19 protein-coding genes and 2 tRNA genes are annotated in these 15066 nt (G+C 36.3%); 15 read left to right on the top strand and 6 right to left on the bottom strand.

Annotation, left to right across the window (positions count from 1 at the left end; all coding sequences use genetic code 11):
- Positions 1-37: 37 nt before the first annotated feature.
- The 4 genes from G6042_RS08990 to G6042_RS08975 all read left to right on the top strand — a co-directional run bounded on the left by G6042_RS08990 (position 38) and on the right by G6042_RS08975 (position 3401).
- A complete protein-coding gene (locus tag G6042_RS08990; RefSeq protein ID WP_169524061.1) occupies positions 38-1225 on the top strand; it encodes a pyridoxal phosphate-dependent aminotransferase in 1188 nt (395 codons plus the stop codon).
- A 101-nt stretch (positions 1226-1326) separates the two neighbouring features.
- Complete coding sequence (gene purT / locus G6042_RS08985) at positions 1327-2493, top strand: formate-dependent phosphoribosylglycinamide formyltransferase (RefSeq protein ID WP_169524059.1); 1167 nt, start codon at positions 1327-1329, stop codon at positions 2491-2493.
- A 3-nt stretch (positions 2494-2496) separates the two neighbouring features.
- Positions 2497-2823, top strand: a complete 327-nt coding sequence (locus G6042_RS08980) for a DUF6370 family protein (protein WP_169524057.1) — start codon at positions 2497-2499, stop codon at positions 2821-2823.
- A gap of 2 nt (positions 2824-2825) precedes the next feature.
- Positions 2826-3401 (top strand): Crp/Fnr family transcriptional regulator, encoded by a 576-nt coding sequence (locus tag G6042_RS08975; protein ID WP_169524056.1) that lies wholly within the window; start codon positions 2826-2828, stop codon positions 3399-3401.
- Positions 3402-3495: 94 nt separating this feature from the next.
- On the opposite strand, the gene G6042_RS08970 is transcribed toward G6042_RS08975, so the two are convergent.
- Entirely contained in the window at positions 3496-3648 is a 153-nt protein-coding gene (locus G6042_RS08970; protein WP_169524054.1) for a hypothetical protein, read from the bottom strand.
- A gap of 263 nt (positions 3649-3911) precedes the next feature.
- Between G6042_RS08970 and G6042_RS08965 the strand changes: the two genes are divergently transcribed.
- The 7 genes from G6042_RS08965 to G6042_RS08935 all read left to right on the top strand — a co-directional run bounded on the left by G6042_RS08965 (position 3912) and on the right by G6042_RS08935 (position 7533).
- On the top strand, positions 3912-4628 hold the full coding sequence (locus tag G6042_RS08965) for a pirin family protein (RefSeq protein WP_169524052.1): 717 nt from the start codon (positions 3912-3914) through the stop codon (positions 4626-4628).
- Between the two features lie 60 nt (positions 4629-4688).
- The gene (locus G6042_RS08960; RefSeq protein WP_169524051.1) at positions 4689-4973 is read left to right on the top strand and encodes a GNAT family N-acetyltransferase; all 285 of its coding nucleotides are present in this window, start codon (positions 4689-4691) and stop codon (positions 4971-4973) included.
- A 56-nt stretch (positions 4974-5029) separates the two neighbouring features.
- Entirely contained in the window at positions 5030-5437 is a 408-nt protein-coding gene (locus G6042_RS08955; RefSeq protein ID WP_169524049.1) for an OsmC family protein, read from the top strand.
- A gap of 2 nt (positions 5438-5439) precedes the next feature.
- Positions 5440-5664, top strand: a complete 225-nt coding sequence (locus tag G6042_RS08950) for a (4Fe-4S)-binding protein (protein ID WP_169524047.1) — start codon at positions 5440-5442, stop codon at positions 5662-5664.
- Positions 5665-5667: 3 nt separating this feature from the next.
- The gene (locus G6042_RS08945; protein WP_169524046.1) at positions 5668-6195 is read left to right on the top strand and encodes an NADPH-dependent FMN reductase; all 528 of its coding nucleotides are present in this window, start codon (positions 5668-5670) and stop codon (positions 6193-6195) included.
- 190 nt (positions 6196-6385) lie between these two features.
- A complete protein-coding gene (gene fabD / locus G6042_RS08940) occupies positions 6386-7261 on the top strand; it encodes an ACP S-malonyltransferase (RefSeq protein ID WP_169524044.1) in 876 nt (291 codons plus the stop codon).
- 116 nt (positions 7262-7377) lie between these two features.
- Positions 7378-7533 carry a hypothetical protein gene (locus tag G6042_RS08935; RefSeq protein ID WP_169524043.1) on the top strand — a complete coding sequence of 52 codons (156 nt, stop codon included), beginning with the start codon at positions 7378-7380 and terminating at the stop codon, positions 7531-7533.
- Positions 7534-7586: 53 nt separating this feature from the next.
- Here the strand turns inward: G6042_RS08935 and galE are convergent, their stop codons facing one another.
- Entirely contained in the window at positions 7587-8603 is a 1017-nt protein-coding gene (gene galE / locus G6042_RS08930; RefSeq protein WP_169524041.1) for a UDP-glucose 4-epimerase GalE, read from the bottom strand.
- Between the two features lie 26 nt (positions 8604-8629).
- Positions 8630-9760, bottom strand: coding sequence for a DegT/DnrJ/EryC1/StrS family aminotransferase (locus G6042_RS08925; RefSeq protein WP_169524040.1), 1131 nt, complete (start codon positions 9758-9760; stop codon positions 8630-8632).
- 98 nt (positions 9761-9858) lie between these two features.
- On the opposite strand from G6042_RS08925, the gene G6042_RS08920 reads away from it, so the two are divergent.
- The 4 genes from G6042_RS08920 to G6042_RS08905 all read left to right on the top strand — a co-directional run bounded on the left by G6042_RS08920 (position 9859) and on the right by G6042_RS08905 (position 14073).
- A complete protein-coding gene (locus G6042_RS08920) occupies positions 9859-11091 on the top strand; it encodes a 3-deoxy-D-manno-octulosonic acid transferase (protein ID WP_169524038.1) in 1233 nt (410 codons plus the stop codon).
- 19 nt (positions 11092-11110) lie between these two features.
- Positions 11111-11557: a GNAT family N-acetyltransferase gene (locus tag G6042_RS08915; RefSeq protein ID WP_169524036.1), complete on the top strand. Its 447-nt coding sequence runs from the start codon at positions 11111-11113 to the stop codon at positions 11555-11557.
- Positions 11558-11563: 6 nt separating this feature from the next.
- Positions 11564-13711, top strand: a complete 2148-nt coding sequence (locus G6042_RS08910; RefSeq protein WP_169524035.1) for a S46 family peptidase — start codon at positions 11564-11566, stop codon at positions 13709-13711.
- A 152-nt stretch (positions 13712-13863) separates the two neighbouring features.
- On the top strand, positions 13864-14073 hold the full coding sequence (locus G6042_RS08905; protein WP_169524033.1) for a hypothetical protein: 210 nt from the start codon (positions 13864-13866) through the stop codon (positions 14071-14073).
- A 59-nt stretch (positions 14074-14132) separates the two neighbouring features.
- On the opposite strand, the gene G6042_RS08900 is transcribed toward G6042_RS08905, so the two are convergent.
- From G6042_RS08900 to G6042_RS08890, 3 genes are all read right to left on the bottom strand, one after another.
- A complete protein-coding gene (locus tag G6042_RS08900) occupies positions 14133-14504 on the bottom strand; it encodes a DUF1508 domain-containing protein (RefSeq protein WP_169524031.1) in 372 nt (123 codons plus the stop codon).
- Positions 14505-14688: 184 nt separating this feature from the next.
- A tRNA-Leu gene (locus G6042_RS08895) sits at positions 14689-14774 on the bottom strand.
- Positions 14775-14855: 81 nt separating this feature from the next.
- Positions 14856-14928: transfer RNA gene (locus G6042_RS08890), tRNA-Gly, on the bottom strand.
- Between the last annotated feature and the right edge of the window lie 138 nt (positions 14929-15066).

Here is a 15066-nt window from a genome sequence, read left to right as displayed (position 1 = left end):
GTTTACTATTTAAACAATAATTTACAACAACACAACAATGAGCAACGGATTATCAGACAGAATTAACAATCTTTCTACATCTCAAACCTTGGCAATGGCAGCATTGGCAAGAGAATTAAAAGCACAAGGAAAAGACATCATCAGCTTAAGTTTGGGTGAACCCGATTTCAATACACCCGATTTTATCAAAGAAGCTGCCAAAAAAGCCATCGACGAAAACTACTCAACCTATTCACCCGTTGATGGTTATCTTGAATTAAAAGAAGCCATTTGCAGAAAATTCAAACGCGATAACAATTTAGATTACAAACCGGCAAACATTGTAGTTTCTACCGGAGCAAAACAATCGTTATACAACGTTGCTCAATGCATGATTAACGATGGCGACGAGGTAATTCTTCCTGCACCATATTGGGTTTCCTATTCAGAAATTATAAAAATGTCGGGCGGTATTCCTGTGGAAGTGTCTACTTCAATAGAAAACGATTTCAAAATCACACCACAACAATTAGAAGCAGCAATCACACCAAAAACTAAAATGATTTGGTACAGTTCGCCTTGTAATCCTAGTGGTTCTGTTTATTCTCGCGAAGAATTTACAGCCATTGCCGAAGTCTTGAAAAAATACCCAAACATATACGTTGTTGCCGACGAAATCTACGAACACATCAATTTCTCGGGAACATTTTGCAGCATGGCTTCCATTCCTGGAATGTTTGAAAGAACGATTACCGTAAACGGAGTTGCCAAAGCTTTTGCCATGACTGGTTGGAGAATTGGTTACATTGGCGCACCAGAATTTATCGCAAAAGCTTGTACCAAAATGCAAGGACAAGTAACCTCTGGAGCCAATTCTATCGCACAAAGAGCTACCATTACTGCCGTTGATGCTGATCCAAGCGTATTGAACGAAATGGTTGCCGCCTTCAAAAGCCGTCGCGATTTAGTAGTGGGATTAATCAAAGAAATTCCGGGATTGAAAATCAACGTTCCCGAAGGTGCATTCTACGTTTTCCCAGATGTTTCCTCGTTTTTTGGAAAAACATTGCGCGGAACAGTAATCAACAATGCCGACGATTTCTCGATGTACTTACTATCCGAAGCTAATGTTGCCACGGTAACTGGAGACGCTTTTGGCAATCCAAACTGCATCCGTTTTTCTTATGCCACCAGCGAAGAACAACTTACCGAAGCCATGAGAAGAATAAAAGAAGCTTTAGCATAAAGAGACATAATTTTCACAAACAAAACCAATAAGGTATTAAGTTTCATTAAGTGTAAAATCTTAATTTTCTTAATACCTTAATGGTTTAAAATAATATCCAAATGTCAAAAATACTACTACTTGGCTCAGGCGAACTTGGAAAAGAATTCGTCATTGCAGCACAACGCATTGGGCAAACCATTATTGCAGTTGACAGTTATGAAAACGCTCCAGCTATGCAAGTGGCTCACGGGTTTGAAGTCATCAACATGCTTGATGGAGCAGAACTCGACCGAATTGTAGCCAAACACAATCCCGACTTTATTGTTCCCGAAATTGAAGCCATAAGAACCGAGCGTTTTTATGACTACGAAAAACAAGGCATTACCGTAGTTCCATCGGCAAAAGCGGCCAATTTTACTATGAACCGAAAAGCCATCCGCGACCTTGCAGCTAAAGAACTAGGACTTAAAACTGCCAATTACCGCTATGCCACCTCAGCCGAAGAGCTACAAAAAGCCGTGGCAGAAGTTGGAATTCCGTGTGTGATTAAACCCCTAATGAGCTCATCAGGAAAAGGTCAATCGACTATAAAATCTCAAGAAGACATAATCAAAGCTTGGAACTATGCTGTAGAAGGTTCGCGCGGCGATGTGGTTGAAGTTATCGTGGAAGCGTTTGTAAAATTTAATTCAGAGATTACCCTCTTGACCGTAACCCAAAACAACGGTTTGCCTACGCTTTTTTGCGCACCCATTGGTCATAGACAAGAACGCGGTGATTATCAAGAAAGTTGGCAACCCGCTAGAATTTCCGACAAAGACTTGTTCGAAGCCCAAGATATGGCAGAAAAAGTAACCGAAGCCCTTGGCGGCGCAGGAATTTTTGGGGTAGAATTTTTCTTGGCCGATGACGGTGTTTATTTCTCAGAATTGTCACCAAGACCACACGATACCGGAATGGTTACACTGGCTGGAACTCAAAACTTCAACGAATTTGAACTCCATCTTAGAGCTATTTTAAGTTTACCAATTTTTGAAATTACCTTAGAAAAAAAGGGTGCCAGCGCCGTGATTTTGGCAGCTGAAAACTCAAACCATCCCACCTACGCGGGGATTGATACCGTAGCTGCACTACCTAAAACCGATTTTCGTATCTTTGGAAAACCTACTTCAAGACCATACAGAAGAATGGGCGTTGTTTTAACCAGCGACACCTTGGACACTTCTATTGAAGAGGTAGTAGAACGAGCCAAAACAGCAGCACAATTAGTAACCATAAATTCATAAACCATGAAAAAAATAATAACTGTTGCCTTCTTCCTTATCGGAACGGCATCGATGAATGCACAAGAAAAAAAGACTGAACAAAAACCCCAAGTAGTGGAAGCATCTTGCGGGCAATGCCAGTTTGGGATGAAAGACAAACCAGGATGTGACCTTGCTGTTCGAATAGACGGTAAAAGCTACTTTGTAGAAGGAACCGACATCAACAAGCATGGCGATGCCCATGCACACGATGGCTTTTGCTCCGCTATCCGTCAAGCCGAAGTTGTGGGCGAAGTAAAAAACAACAAGTTTGTAGTGTCGCAGTTCAAATTACTTCCGCAAAAGAAATAATTTTGGCACAAATCCTTGAAAACATCAACAAAATAGTAACGCTTTCTCCCGAGGAAGAGTTACTTTTTTTGTCTAAAATAGAAATTAAAACGTATAAGGCTAAAACCGTCCTTGTAAACGCTGGGGAGATAAGCCAGTATTCTTTTTTCGTCAATTGGGGTTTGTTGCGCAGTTTCAACATCAATGATAATATAGTAGAACACGTGTTGAGTTTTGCCTGCGAAGGCTGGTGGATTGGCGACATGTATAGTTTAATTTCCCAAAAACCCGGCAACCTTTTCATTGAAGTTCTTGAAGATGCCGAAGTAGTTTTACTTTCAAGAGAAAACCAAAACGAACTCTTTACTCAAATTCCAAAGCTAGAACGCTTCTTTAGAATTCTTACCGAAAACTCGCTCGTAGCCCACCAAGAACGATTGATGGACAACCTTAGTCTTACTGCCGAAGAACGTTTTGATAAATTTTGCAAACGCTACCCAACCATCATTCAGCGTGTACCTCAGAAACAAATTGCGTCCTATATAGGCGTTACCCCAGAGTTTTTTAGCAAAATGAAAAGCCGACTGTTAAAAAAATAACACCTTTGGGTTACGCCCCGAGAGTTTCGGGTTACGCCCCGAAGGTTTCGGGTTACGCCCCGAGAGTTTCGGGGAACTCCCCAAAGGTTTCGGGTTACGCCCCGAAGGTTTCGGGGAACTCCCCAAAGGTTTTGGTATCAATACCGTAGCTTTGGGGATAAATACCGCTGGCTTCGGGATGAATACCGCTAGCTTCGGGATGGATACCGCTGGCTTGGGGATAGATACCGCTGGCTTCGGGAAGCATCCCGAAATATTGCAATATTATGATTAAGTGAGTGTTTATGGGTAGAGCGATTTTTTTTGATTAAAAAAACTTGGGCAAGGCTGTTGTATTACTTTGGAAAAAAATAGTCTGTAGTAGTGTTTTTATTAGCAAAACGCTGGGTTATTTTTAGGCTTATACTAATGATTTTTGCTGGCTTTCTTTACTTTCTTAATCTAGGTTAAGTACAAATGGATAGTGGCGGGTGTACCTTTGTATCATAATAATTAATACCTTTATATATTATGAAAAATACAGTTTTACACAAAGCCAATACTCGTGGTCATGCTAATCACGGATGGTTAAATGCCTATCATAGTTTCAGTTTTGCAAGTTGGTACAATCCGGACAGAGTTCAGTTTGGAGTGTTACGCGTTTTGAACGACGACACTGTTGCTGCTGGAATGGGTTTTGGAACGCATCCGCACGATAATATGGAAATTATTACAATTCCATTAGAAGGTGATTTGGCTCACAAAGACAGCATGGGCAATGCGGCTACGATAAAAACGGGCGATGTTCAGGTGATGAGTGCTGGAACGGGTATTCAACATAGTGAGTTTAACCCCAATGCTGACCAGCAGACTAAGTTGTTTCAAATTTGGTTGTTTCCAAAATACAGAAATGTGGAGCCACGCTACCAACAAATTACGCTTGACGTAACAAAACAAAAAAATGATTTTGCACAAATTCTTTCGCCAAATGCTGATGATGAAGGCGTTTGGATACATCAAGATGCGTGGTTCTTTTTGGCTGATTTTGATAAAGATTTTGCTAAAACGTATCGGTTGAAAAAAGCGGGTAACGGGATGTATGTTTTTGTGATTTCGGGAACCATTACTGTTGACGGACAAGAATTAGAAACCCGCGACGGACTGGGCATTACCGATTTTGAGACCTTAGAGATTAAGGCTTCTACCGATGCCAAATTTTTGTTGATGGAAGTTCCGATGGAGCAGTAAATAGTGTTCAGTAAACAGTTTTTAGTATTCAGTTAAAAAACAAAACAAATAAGTAACAAAATGGACAACAAAGCACAACTAAAAATAGAAGGTAACAAAGGTTATTTCTATATAGAAGTAGCAGGAAAACAAGAAGCTAAGATGACTTTTGTTTTTGCTGGTGAAGATAAAATCATCATTGACCACACTGAGGTAAACCCCGGCAATAATGGCAAAGGTTTTGGTAAAATGATGGTGATGAAAGCCGTAGATTTTGCCAGAGAAAAAGGAATAAAGATATTACCCTTGTGTCCATTTGCTAAAAGTGTTTTTGACAAAACTCCCGAAATTAGAGACGTATTATAACAAAAAGAAACAAACCTGCTAGGTTGAAAAGCCTTGCAGGTTTATGGTTTAACGCTATGGAAACACTATTAGAAAAAAACATCGAAGGCAGTATTGGCACACAAAAATACTTGTGTACAATCAATTGGCGCAATGGTCAATTGATAATGGACGAAACAACCCGTATTGAAGGCAAAGACCTTGGTCCTGATCCTTATACTACTCTTTTAGCCTCGCTCGCGGGATGCACACTATCCACTTTACGAATGTATATCGATAGAAAGGGATGGGATATTCCGGAGATAAAAATTTCGATGAACATGTATCAAATCAACAACCCAGAGCTGGAAACGGTAATGACGCGAGATATTTCTTTTTCAAACGAGGTAGATGAAGATACCAAACAACGATTATTGATAGTAGCCGAAAAATGTCCGGTTTCCAAAATATTAAAAAACAAAATCACCATACCAACAACCCTATAATTATGGACGCTAATAACCTAACCAAAGAATATAGCAATGGCGAAGTAACCATTGTTTGGCAATCGAGCAAGTGTATTCATGCTGCCCAGTGTGTTAAAAATAACCCTGCGGTGTTTAAACCCAAGGAAAAGCCGTGGATTATTCCCGAAAATTCTACCACCGAAGCGATAGTAGAAACGGTAAAAAAATGTCCTTCGGGTGCATTAACCTATTATTTAAAATCATAAACCATGAAAAAAATACTGGCTTTTGGAGCTTCCTCAAGTAGAAATTCCATCAACAAACAATTAGCAACTTATGCTGCAAGTTTATTTCGAGATGCCACCGTGGAAGTATTGGATTTAAACGACTATGAAATGCCTATCTATTCTATTGATAAAGAGAAGGAAAATGGCATTCCTCAACTAGCTATTGATTTTTATAATAAAATTACCAATACCGATTTGCTGGTTGTATCTATGACGGAACACAACGGCGGATATTCTAGTGCTTTTAAAAATATTTTGGACTGGACATCGCGTTACAACAATGCTGTTTTTCAAGAAAAGACCATGCTATTGATGGCAACTTCTCCGGGTGCACGAGGCGGAAGTTCAATATTGGATATTGCAAAGAACCGTTTTCCAAGAAATGGTGCCAATGTTGTTGCTACTTTTTCTCTACCAAGTTTTAACGATAATTTTAGCAAAGACAACGGCATTATCAATGAAGATTTAAAGAGCCAATTGGTAGCTATAGTAAACGGTATTGATAGGTAAGCCAATACTAAAAGTAACTCGAGAAGCCTATTGAAACGTATTAGCCCTGATTGGCGCAATCCGCCGTGCGGTGCAGAAAGCAGGAAAATGGATAGCAAAAAGGTAGAAGCCATTGCGCTGCTAAAAAAATTAGTATTTTTGCGACTTTAAGTAGTTTTACTTATTCTTTTAAACACGAAATATTTAATTTATGAAAGCATACGTTTTTCCAGGACAAGGCGCACAATTTACCGGAATGGGTAAAGATTTATACGAGAATTCGGCAGAAGCCAAAGCCTTATTTGAACAAGCCAACGAAATTTTAGGCTTTAGAATAACCGACATCATGTTTGAAGGCACCGCCGAAGAGTTAAAAGAAACCAAGGTAACACAACCGGCAGTTTTCTTGCACTCAGTAATATTAGCAAAAACCCTAAACGTAAAACCCGATATGGTTGCTGGACATTCGCTAGGCGAATTTTCGGCGTTGGTAGTAAATGGTGCATTATCATTTGAAGATGGATTGCAATTGGTTTCAAAAAGAGCGTTGGCCATGCAAAAAGCTTGCGAAATTACACCAAGTACTATGGCTGCGGTATTGAATTTAGACGATAAAATTGTAGAAGATATTTGTGCTTCTATAGATGGCGTTGTTGTAGCGGCAAACTATAACTGTCCGGGACAATTAGTGATTTCTGGCGAATATAAAGCGGTAGAATTGGCTTGCGAAAAGATGAAAGAAGCTGGCGCCAAGCGTGCTTTAATTTTGCCAGTTGGTGGAGCATTTCATTCCCCAATGATGGAACCAGCCAGAGAAGAACTAGCTGCAGCAATCGAGGCAACAACATTTTCAACCCCAAGCTGTCCGGTATATCAAAATGTAACAGCAAATGCCGTTTCGGATGCAGAAGAGATTAAAAAGAACTTAATTTCTCAACTAACTGGTGCCGTAAGATGGACACAATCGGTACAACAAATGATTGCCGACGGCGCAACAAGTTTCACCGAAGTTGGACCAGGAAAAGTATTGGTTGGATTAGTAAACAAGATTAATAAAGAAGTAGAAACGATTTCGGCTTCACTTTAAAATTTATTTAGTATAAAAATTTATTTTTATCATTAGCCTTAGTAACAGTACTGGTTTCGTGTAAAGAAGAAACCAAAGAAAAGCTTGACGCAGCCAAAGATGCTGTAACCGAAGAAATGAAAAACAATATTGATTCGGCAAAAATAAAAGCCGCTATTGAATTGGATAGTTTGAAACAAAAAACCAAATCTAAAGTAGATAGCTTAAAAGTAAAAAGCGCCGAACAAATGGAAGAAACGGCAAAAAAGCTAAAAGAAAGCGTAAAGAAATAAAGCAAAAAAGTCCTCAAGTTGAGGACTTTTTAATTTATAATAACTATTGCAAATTAACTTCTAATTTTCTGTTCCCATTTCCAGGCAGAAGCCAGACTTTCTTCTAGTGAAAGTTCTGCTTTCCAGCCCAAAACTTGGTTGGCTTTATCGGTATTAGCATAAGCTGAAGTAATATCGCCTTCTCTTCTACCCACGATTTTATATGGTAATTTTTTGCCCGATACTTTTTCAAAAGCATTGATCACTTCCAGCACTGAACTTCCTGTTCCGGTTCCAAGATTGAAGGTTTCTACTTTTTCAAGGTTTTTATTTTCCACCAATCGGTGCATAGCTACAACGTGTGCTTTTGCTAAATCAACTACGTGAATATAATCACGAATTGCCGTTCCATCTGGTGTTGGATAATCATCGCCATAAACCGAAAGTTGTTCGCGAAGTCCAATTCCAGTTTGCGTAATAAACGGCACTAAATTTTGTGGAACACCAATTGGCAATTCACCTATTTCAGCACTTGAATGTGCGCCAACCGGATTGAAATAACGCAATAAAATGGCTTTCACGGAAGAAACTTTGGCAACATCGTTTATGATTTCTTCGCCAATTTGTTTGGTATTTCCATAAGGAGAAGCTGCGGGTTGAACGGATGCATCTTCGGTAATTGGCATTTTTTCGGCTTGACCATAAACAGTACACGACGAACTGAAAATAAAGTTTGCCGAAGGCATTTTAGTTAATTCTTGTAAAACATATACTAATGCATTGATGTTGTTTTCGTAATACAATAATGGATTTTCAACGCTTTCACCAACGGCTTTACTAGCAGCAAAGTGAATAACACCTACAACATCGTTGTATTTTGAAAAGAAACCTTGTACTGCTGATTTATCTCTTAAATCAAGATTTTCAAAAACTGGTTTTTTACCAATAATTCGTTCTATTCCATCTAAAACTTCTATTGAAGAATTAGATAAATTATCAATAATAATAGCTTCATATCCTGCATTGTGTAGTTCTACAACGGTATGCGAACCTATGAAACCTAATCCGCCAGTTACTAATACTTTTTTCATACTTTAAAAGATTACAGTAATTATGATTATTTAAAAAACTCTAAAACACTATTGGTGATGAATTCAATTTGCTCATCGTCAAGTTCTGTATGCATTGGTAATGAGATTACTTCTTTTACCAATTGATTGGTTACTGGAAAATCTTCTTCTTTGTAGCGACTATCAATATACGCTTTTTGGCTATGCAACGGAATTGGGTAATAAATCGCACATGGAATGCCTTTGCTTTGCAAATGTTCCATTAACTGGTCGCGTTTTCCGTTAGTAATTCGCAATGTATATTGGTGGAAAACGTGACAATCGCAAATATCACAAATTGTTGGTGCTACAATATTAGCATGACTTTCAAAAGCTTTTGAATATTTACGTGCAGCATCTTGACGCGCTTGACTGTATTGATCTAAAAATGGTAATTTAGCATCAAGAACTGCTGCTTGAATGCTATCCAAACGCGAATTTACACCAACAACATCATGATGGTAACGAACGTACATTCCGTGGTTTACTATTCCGCGAATTTTGTGTGCTAATGCATCGTCATTGGTGAAAATTGCTCCGCCATCGCCATAACATCCTAAGTTTTTACTTGGAAAAAATGAAGTTGAAGCAACATGACCAATAGTTCCAGCTTTTTTCTTTGTCCCATCAGAAAATTTACAATTGGCTCCGATAGCTTGTGCATTATCTTCGATTACATATAAATTATGCTCGTTGGCAATGCGCATAATCGCTTCCATATTTGCCGCACGACCAAACAAATGCACCGGAACGATGGCTTTGGTTTTTGGTGTGATTGCTTTTTTAATCGCATCAATGGAAATATTCATATTTACTAAATCGACATCGACTAAAACTGGAGTTAATTGAAGCAACGCAATCACTTCAACTGTTGCAGCAAATGTAAAATCGGCTGTAATAACTTCGTCACCAGGTTTTAAATCCAATCCCATCATGGCTATTTGCAAGGCATCGGTTCCGTTTGCACATGGAATAACATGTTTTACATCAAGATATTGCTCCAGATTTTTTTGGAATTCGTGAACTTTTGGTCCGTTAATGTATGTTGTTGTGTCTAAAACTTCTTGGATAGAAGCATCAACGGTAGCTTTTATTTTTTCGTATTGACTTTTTAAGTCAACCATTTGTAATTTTTTCATTTGGGAAAATTAATTGTGAAGCAAAACTACTAATTTAATGACTTATTCCAATGAAAATTCTACAAACTGATGTATTTTAGCGACACAATTAAAACGATATGCTTTTTCTCTATTCGATAGTAACCCAAATTGTACAATTTTTACTTCCTATTTTTGGTTTTTTTAGTCCAAAAATGAAACTTTTCATTGATGGTAGAAAAACGGTTTTTGGAACTTTGGAACAAAAAATTAATTCTTCTGATAAAACGATTTGGTTTCACGCTGCATCACTTGGCGAATATGAACAAGGTTTGCCTGTAATGGAAAAAATCAAAGAAAAATTTCCCAATCATAAAATTGTGGTTACCTTTTTTTCGCCATCGGGATATGAAGTTCGAAAAAACAACAGCATTGCTGATGCAACGGTTTATTTGCCTTTGGATACCAAATCGAATGCAAAACGTTTCTTAAAACTTGTTCATCCTGAAATGGTGTTTTTTATCAAATATGAATTTTGGCCCAATTATTTGAATGAGTTAAAAAAATCCAATGTTACAACGTATCTAATCTCAGGAATTTTTAGAGAAAATCAGGCGTTTTTCAAATGGTATGGCGGATTTTATCGAAAAGCGTTAAAAACGTTTGAGTACTTTTTTGTGCAAAATGAAAGTTCCAAAAAATTACTTCAAAGCTTAGGATTTCAGAATGTAAAAATTTCGGGCGATACACGATTTGATCGAGTGGTTGCTATTTTGGAAAAAGATAATTCGCTGGATTTTATTGCAAATTTCAAAGACAACAAAACGACAATTGTCATTGGAAGTTCGTGGCCAAAAGATGAAGAATTATTGATAAATTACATCAATCAATCTTCGGAAGAAATTAAATTTATTATTGCGCCACATAATATAAAGGAAGCACAAATTTCAAATCTCAAAACACAAATCACAAAAAAAACAGTTATATTTTCAGAGAAAAACAACCTTGATTTATCAAATTTCAATGTTTTCATCATCGACACTGTTGGAATTTTGACCAAAATTTATTCCTATGCTGATATTGCTTATGTTGGCGGCGGATTTGGAAATCCTGGTGTTCATAATCTTTTAGAACCGGCAACTTTTGGTATTCCGATTATTGTTGGACCAAATTATTCTCATTTTGCCGAAGCAACGGCTTTGGTTCATCAAGAAGGTTGTATTTCAATTAACAATCAAAACGAACTAAACGAAGCTTTTGACAATTTGATTTCCAACGAAGATATTCGTCACGAAAAAGGACATATTTGTGAAACTTTTGTCCAAATGAATAAAGGTGCTACACAAACCATAATGAGTCATATCCAACAATAGTCGAACTTAAATTCCTTAGATGGTTCAATTTAAATCTTTGCAAAAATCAGATATAGAAATCGTTACCAAAATGATGCAAGATTTCTATGCGATAGACAACTATCCTATTGACATTGAAACTTCAAAAAAATTGTTTCACGAATTCATTGCTGATGAAAATTTGGGTAAATGTTGGCTTATTTATCATGAAGAAGAAATTGTAGGTTACGTAATTTTAACTTTTATCTTCAGTTTTGAATACAAAGGTCGAATTGCTTTTCTGGACGAATTATATCTAAAAGAAACCGCTCGTGGCAAAGGAATTGGTAAAATTACTATTGACTTCATAAAAGAGCAAGCGACTATTTTAAATGTTAAATTAATCTATCTAGAAGTCGAAAATCATAACGAAAAGGCGCAAAAATTGTATCTTGCCAACGATTTTGAAATTCATAATCGTAAAATTTTAAAACACAAACCACACTAAACAAATATGAAATACATTAAATTACTTTTATTGTTCGTTTTCATTCAAACACAAGCGCAACAAGGCGGAATGTGGATTCCTTCTTTATTAAAAGGAATGAACGAAAGTGAAATGAAAAATCTTGGTATGAAAATTTCTGCCGAAGATATTTATTCTGTAAACAAGTCGAGTTTAAAAGATGCCGTTCCTCACTTTGATGGCGGTTGTACTGCCGAAATGATTTCGGATAAAGGTTTGCTTCTAACCAATCATCACTGTGGTTTTGACAACATTCAAAGCCATTCTTCGGTTGAAAATGATTATCTGACCAATGGTTTTTGGGCTTATAAAATGGACGAAGAATTACCAAACAAAGATTTATTTGTAACCTTCATTATCAGAATTGATGATGTAACAACAAAAGTTTTGGAAGGAACAGAAACAATGACTTCTGAAGGTGAAAAACAGAAAAAAATTCAAGCAAACATCAGTTCATTGACTAAAACTTCGCCTAAAGAATCGTGGCAAGAAAATAGTATTAAAACATTTTATGACGGAAATCAATACTTATTATTTGTAACCGAAAAATATACTGATGTTCGTTTGGTTGGTGTGCCGCCAAGTTCGATTGGAAAGTTTGGTTCAGATACTGATAACTGGGTTTGGCCAAGACATACTGGCGATTTTGCTCTATTTAGAGTTTATGCTGACAAAAACAATCGTCCAGCGGAATATTCAAAAGATAACGTTCCATACAAACCAAAACACTTCTTCCCTATTTCTGCTAAAGGAATTTCGGAAAATGATTTCACGATGGTTATGGGTTATCCTGGAAGAACTCAGGAATATTTACCTGCTGTTGCTGTGGAACAAATTGTAAACACAACAAATCCAGCAAAAATTGAAGTTCGCGATGCCGCTTTAAAAGTGCAAGATGGTTTTATGCGAAAAGACAACGCTATTAAAATTCAATATGCTTCCAAATATGCAAGTGTTGCTAATTACTGGAAAAAATGGATTGGAGAAACGAAAGGTTTGAAAAAATCAAATGCAATTGGTGTAAAACAAAAATTTGAAAAGGAATTTCAAGAAAAAGTTATCAAAACCGGAAAACAAGCTGAATATGGTAACTTATTGAGCGATTTTGAGAAAAATTATGCAGAAATAAAAGATTATGCTTTGGCTCGTGATTTATTTTCTGAAGTTGCAATGCGAAACACCGAATTATTGCAAAATGGTTATCGTTTATACCAATTAGAGCAGTTATTGACCACCAAAGGCGAACAAGCTTTTACCGATAGAAAAAATAATTTATCAAAAGGAATTGATGCATTCTACAAAGATTTCAACCCAACAGTTGACAAAAATGTATTCGAACAATTGATTACTATTTATGCTAAAAGATTGCCAAGTCAATTTTTACCAAATGAATTGAAAAATTTAGATGCCAATAAATTAGCAAATGATATATACACTAACTCAAAATTACTTAATCTTCAAGATTTCAGAAGTTTGTTAGAAGGCGACTCCAAAACAGTTTTAGAAAAAATAAACAATGATAAAGGTTATCAAATTTTGAAAGCGATGGCCGATTCTTACACAAAAAGTGTGGTGCCAAAATATGACGAAATCAATTTGAGAAATATTGCTACACAAAGAACCTATATGAAAGCTATTTTGGAGTTAAGTCCAAAATCTGATCGAATTTTTCCTGACGCCAATAGTACTTTACGTGTAACTTATGGAAAAGTAAAAGGATACAAACCAAGTGATGCTGTGACTTATGAACCTGTTACTTATCTTGATGGTGTAATGGAAAAATATATTCCAGGCGATTATGAATTTGATGTTCCAAAGAAATTAATCGATTTGTATAACACAAAAGATTTTGGAAAATACAGTCACAAAGGAAAAATGCCAGTTTGTTTTATAGCAACAAACCACACGACTGGAGGAAATTCTGGAAGTCCAGCTTTGGATGCCAATGGAAATTTAATTGGCTTAAATTTTGATAGAGTTTGGGAAGGAACAATGAGTGATATTTATTATTCGCCTGAAATTTGTCGAAACATAATGGTTGATGCTCGATACATTTTATTTATCATCGATAAATTTGCTGGCGCTCAGAACATTATAGACGAATTAAAAATAATTTACCCAAAATCAAAAAAATAATTTAAAAAATAGAGTTTGGCACAATTATTGTTACATAAATAATCGGAATTCGAGGATAGAATTTTTAAAAAAAGTTAAATAAAAATTTTTCCGATTGAAAAAATTTATATCTTTGCTCCGAATTAATAATTAACCTTTTATAATTAAGTAAGATGAAAAAAGTATTTTTAAGTTTAGCTGTTGTTGCTACATTAACTGTAGTATCTTGTAAACAAGCTGATGCTGCTCCAGCTGATGCTGTTGACACTACTGCTACTGAAGTAGTTGATACTACTGCTGCTCCAGCTGTTGACACAACTGCTGTTGACACTGCTGCTGCTCCAGCTACTGAAGCTCCAGCTACTGAAGAAGTAAAAAAATAATTAGAAATTAATTTCTAATTTTAAGCTCTGCAATGCAGAGCTTTTTTTTTGGAAAAAAATTACTCACTTCCAAAAATCTCCTCCGCAGGAGGAAAAGCAAAATCTTGTACACTAAAATCCAATACTTCCGATTTTGCTACACTTCTAGTTATTTCGTCAATTCCTTTTTGAAGTAACAACTGCGTAGTATATTTTCGACTAACTGCTATTTCTTTTTCTTTTAGAATAATTTTAAAAAAGAACTTTCCGTTTTTTGACTTAAACTTCATAAAAAAAACAGCTTCAATATTGTTACGAAATTCCTCAATTGCATCTTCGCATTCAAATCGCAATTCAAAATCATCGCTCATAAAAATGGTTTTACCTTTCCTAGAGGTAAATTCATATTTATAATATCCATTCTGTCTTTTCGTAATTACAAATGTTCCCATTAAAAATTCAGCTGCTAATTGCTATAAAAATTCATTAATTCCACTCTCATCTCTAGAGAAAATATTGTACCGCAAATTCGCAAATTAAAAATGCAAAACAAAATGTTTTATTCCTTTACTATGAAAAATTAAAAACAAAATGAAAATAAACAAAAAAAGCTCCAAACATAGTTTGAAGCTTTTGTACTCAAGGCGGGACTTGAACCCGCACGGGCATTACTACCCACTGGATTTTAAGTCCAGCGTGTCTACCAATTCCACCACTCGAGCATATTGCCTTTGTTTTGATAAAACTAATTTTTAGAAAAAATTAATTAAATATATCACCACTCGAGCATTATATAGTAGTTGAGCGAAAAACGGGGTTCGAACCCGCGACCTCGACCTTGGCAAGGTCGCGCTCTACCAACTGAGCTATTTTCGCATTATCAATTTTTGTTAGAACAACAATACTTATCCCGTATTGCGGATGCAAATGTAACACTAAAAATGAATATTGCAAACCTTTTTAGAGAAAAAAAATTCAATATTTTATAATCCATTGATTGCAAAAAGAATAGAA

This window comes from Flavobacterium solisilvae, assembly GCF_012911605.1.
In the GTDB taxonomy this organism is placed as follows: Bacteria; Bacteroidota; Bacteroidia; order Flavobacteriales; family Flavobacteriaceae; genus Flavobacterium; species Flavobacterium solisilvae.
This window is presented reverse-complemented; position numbering and strand designations above follow the sequence as displayed.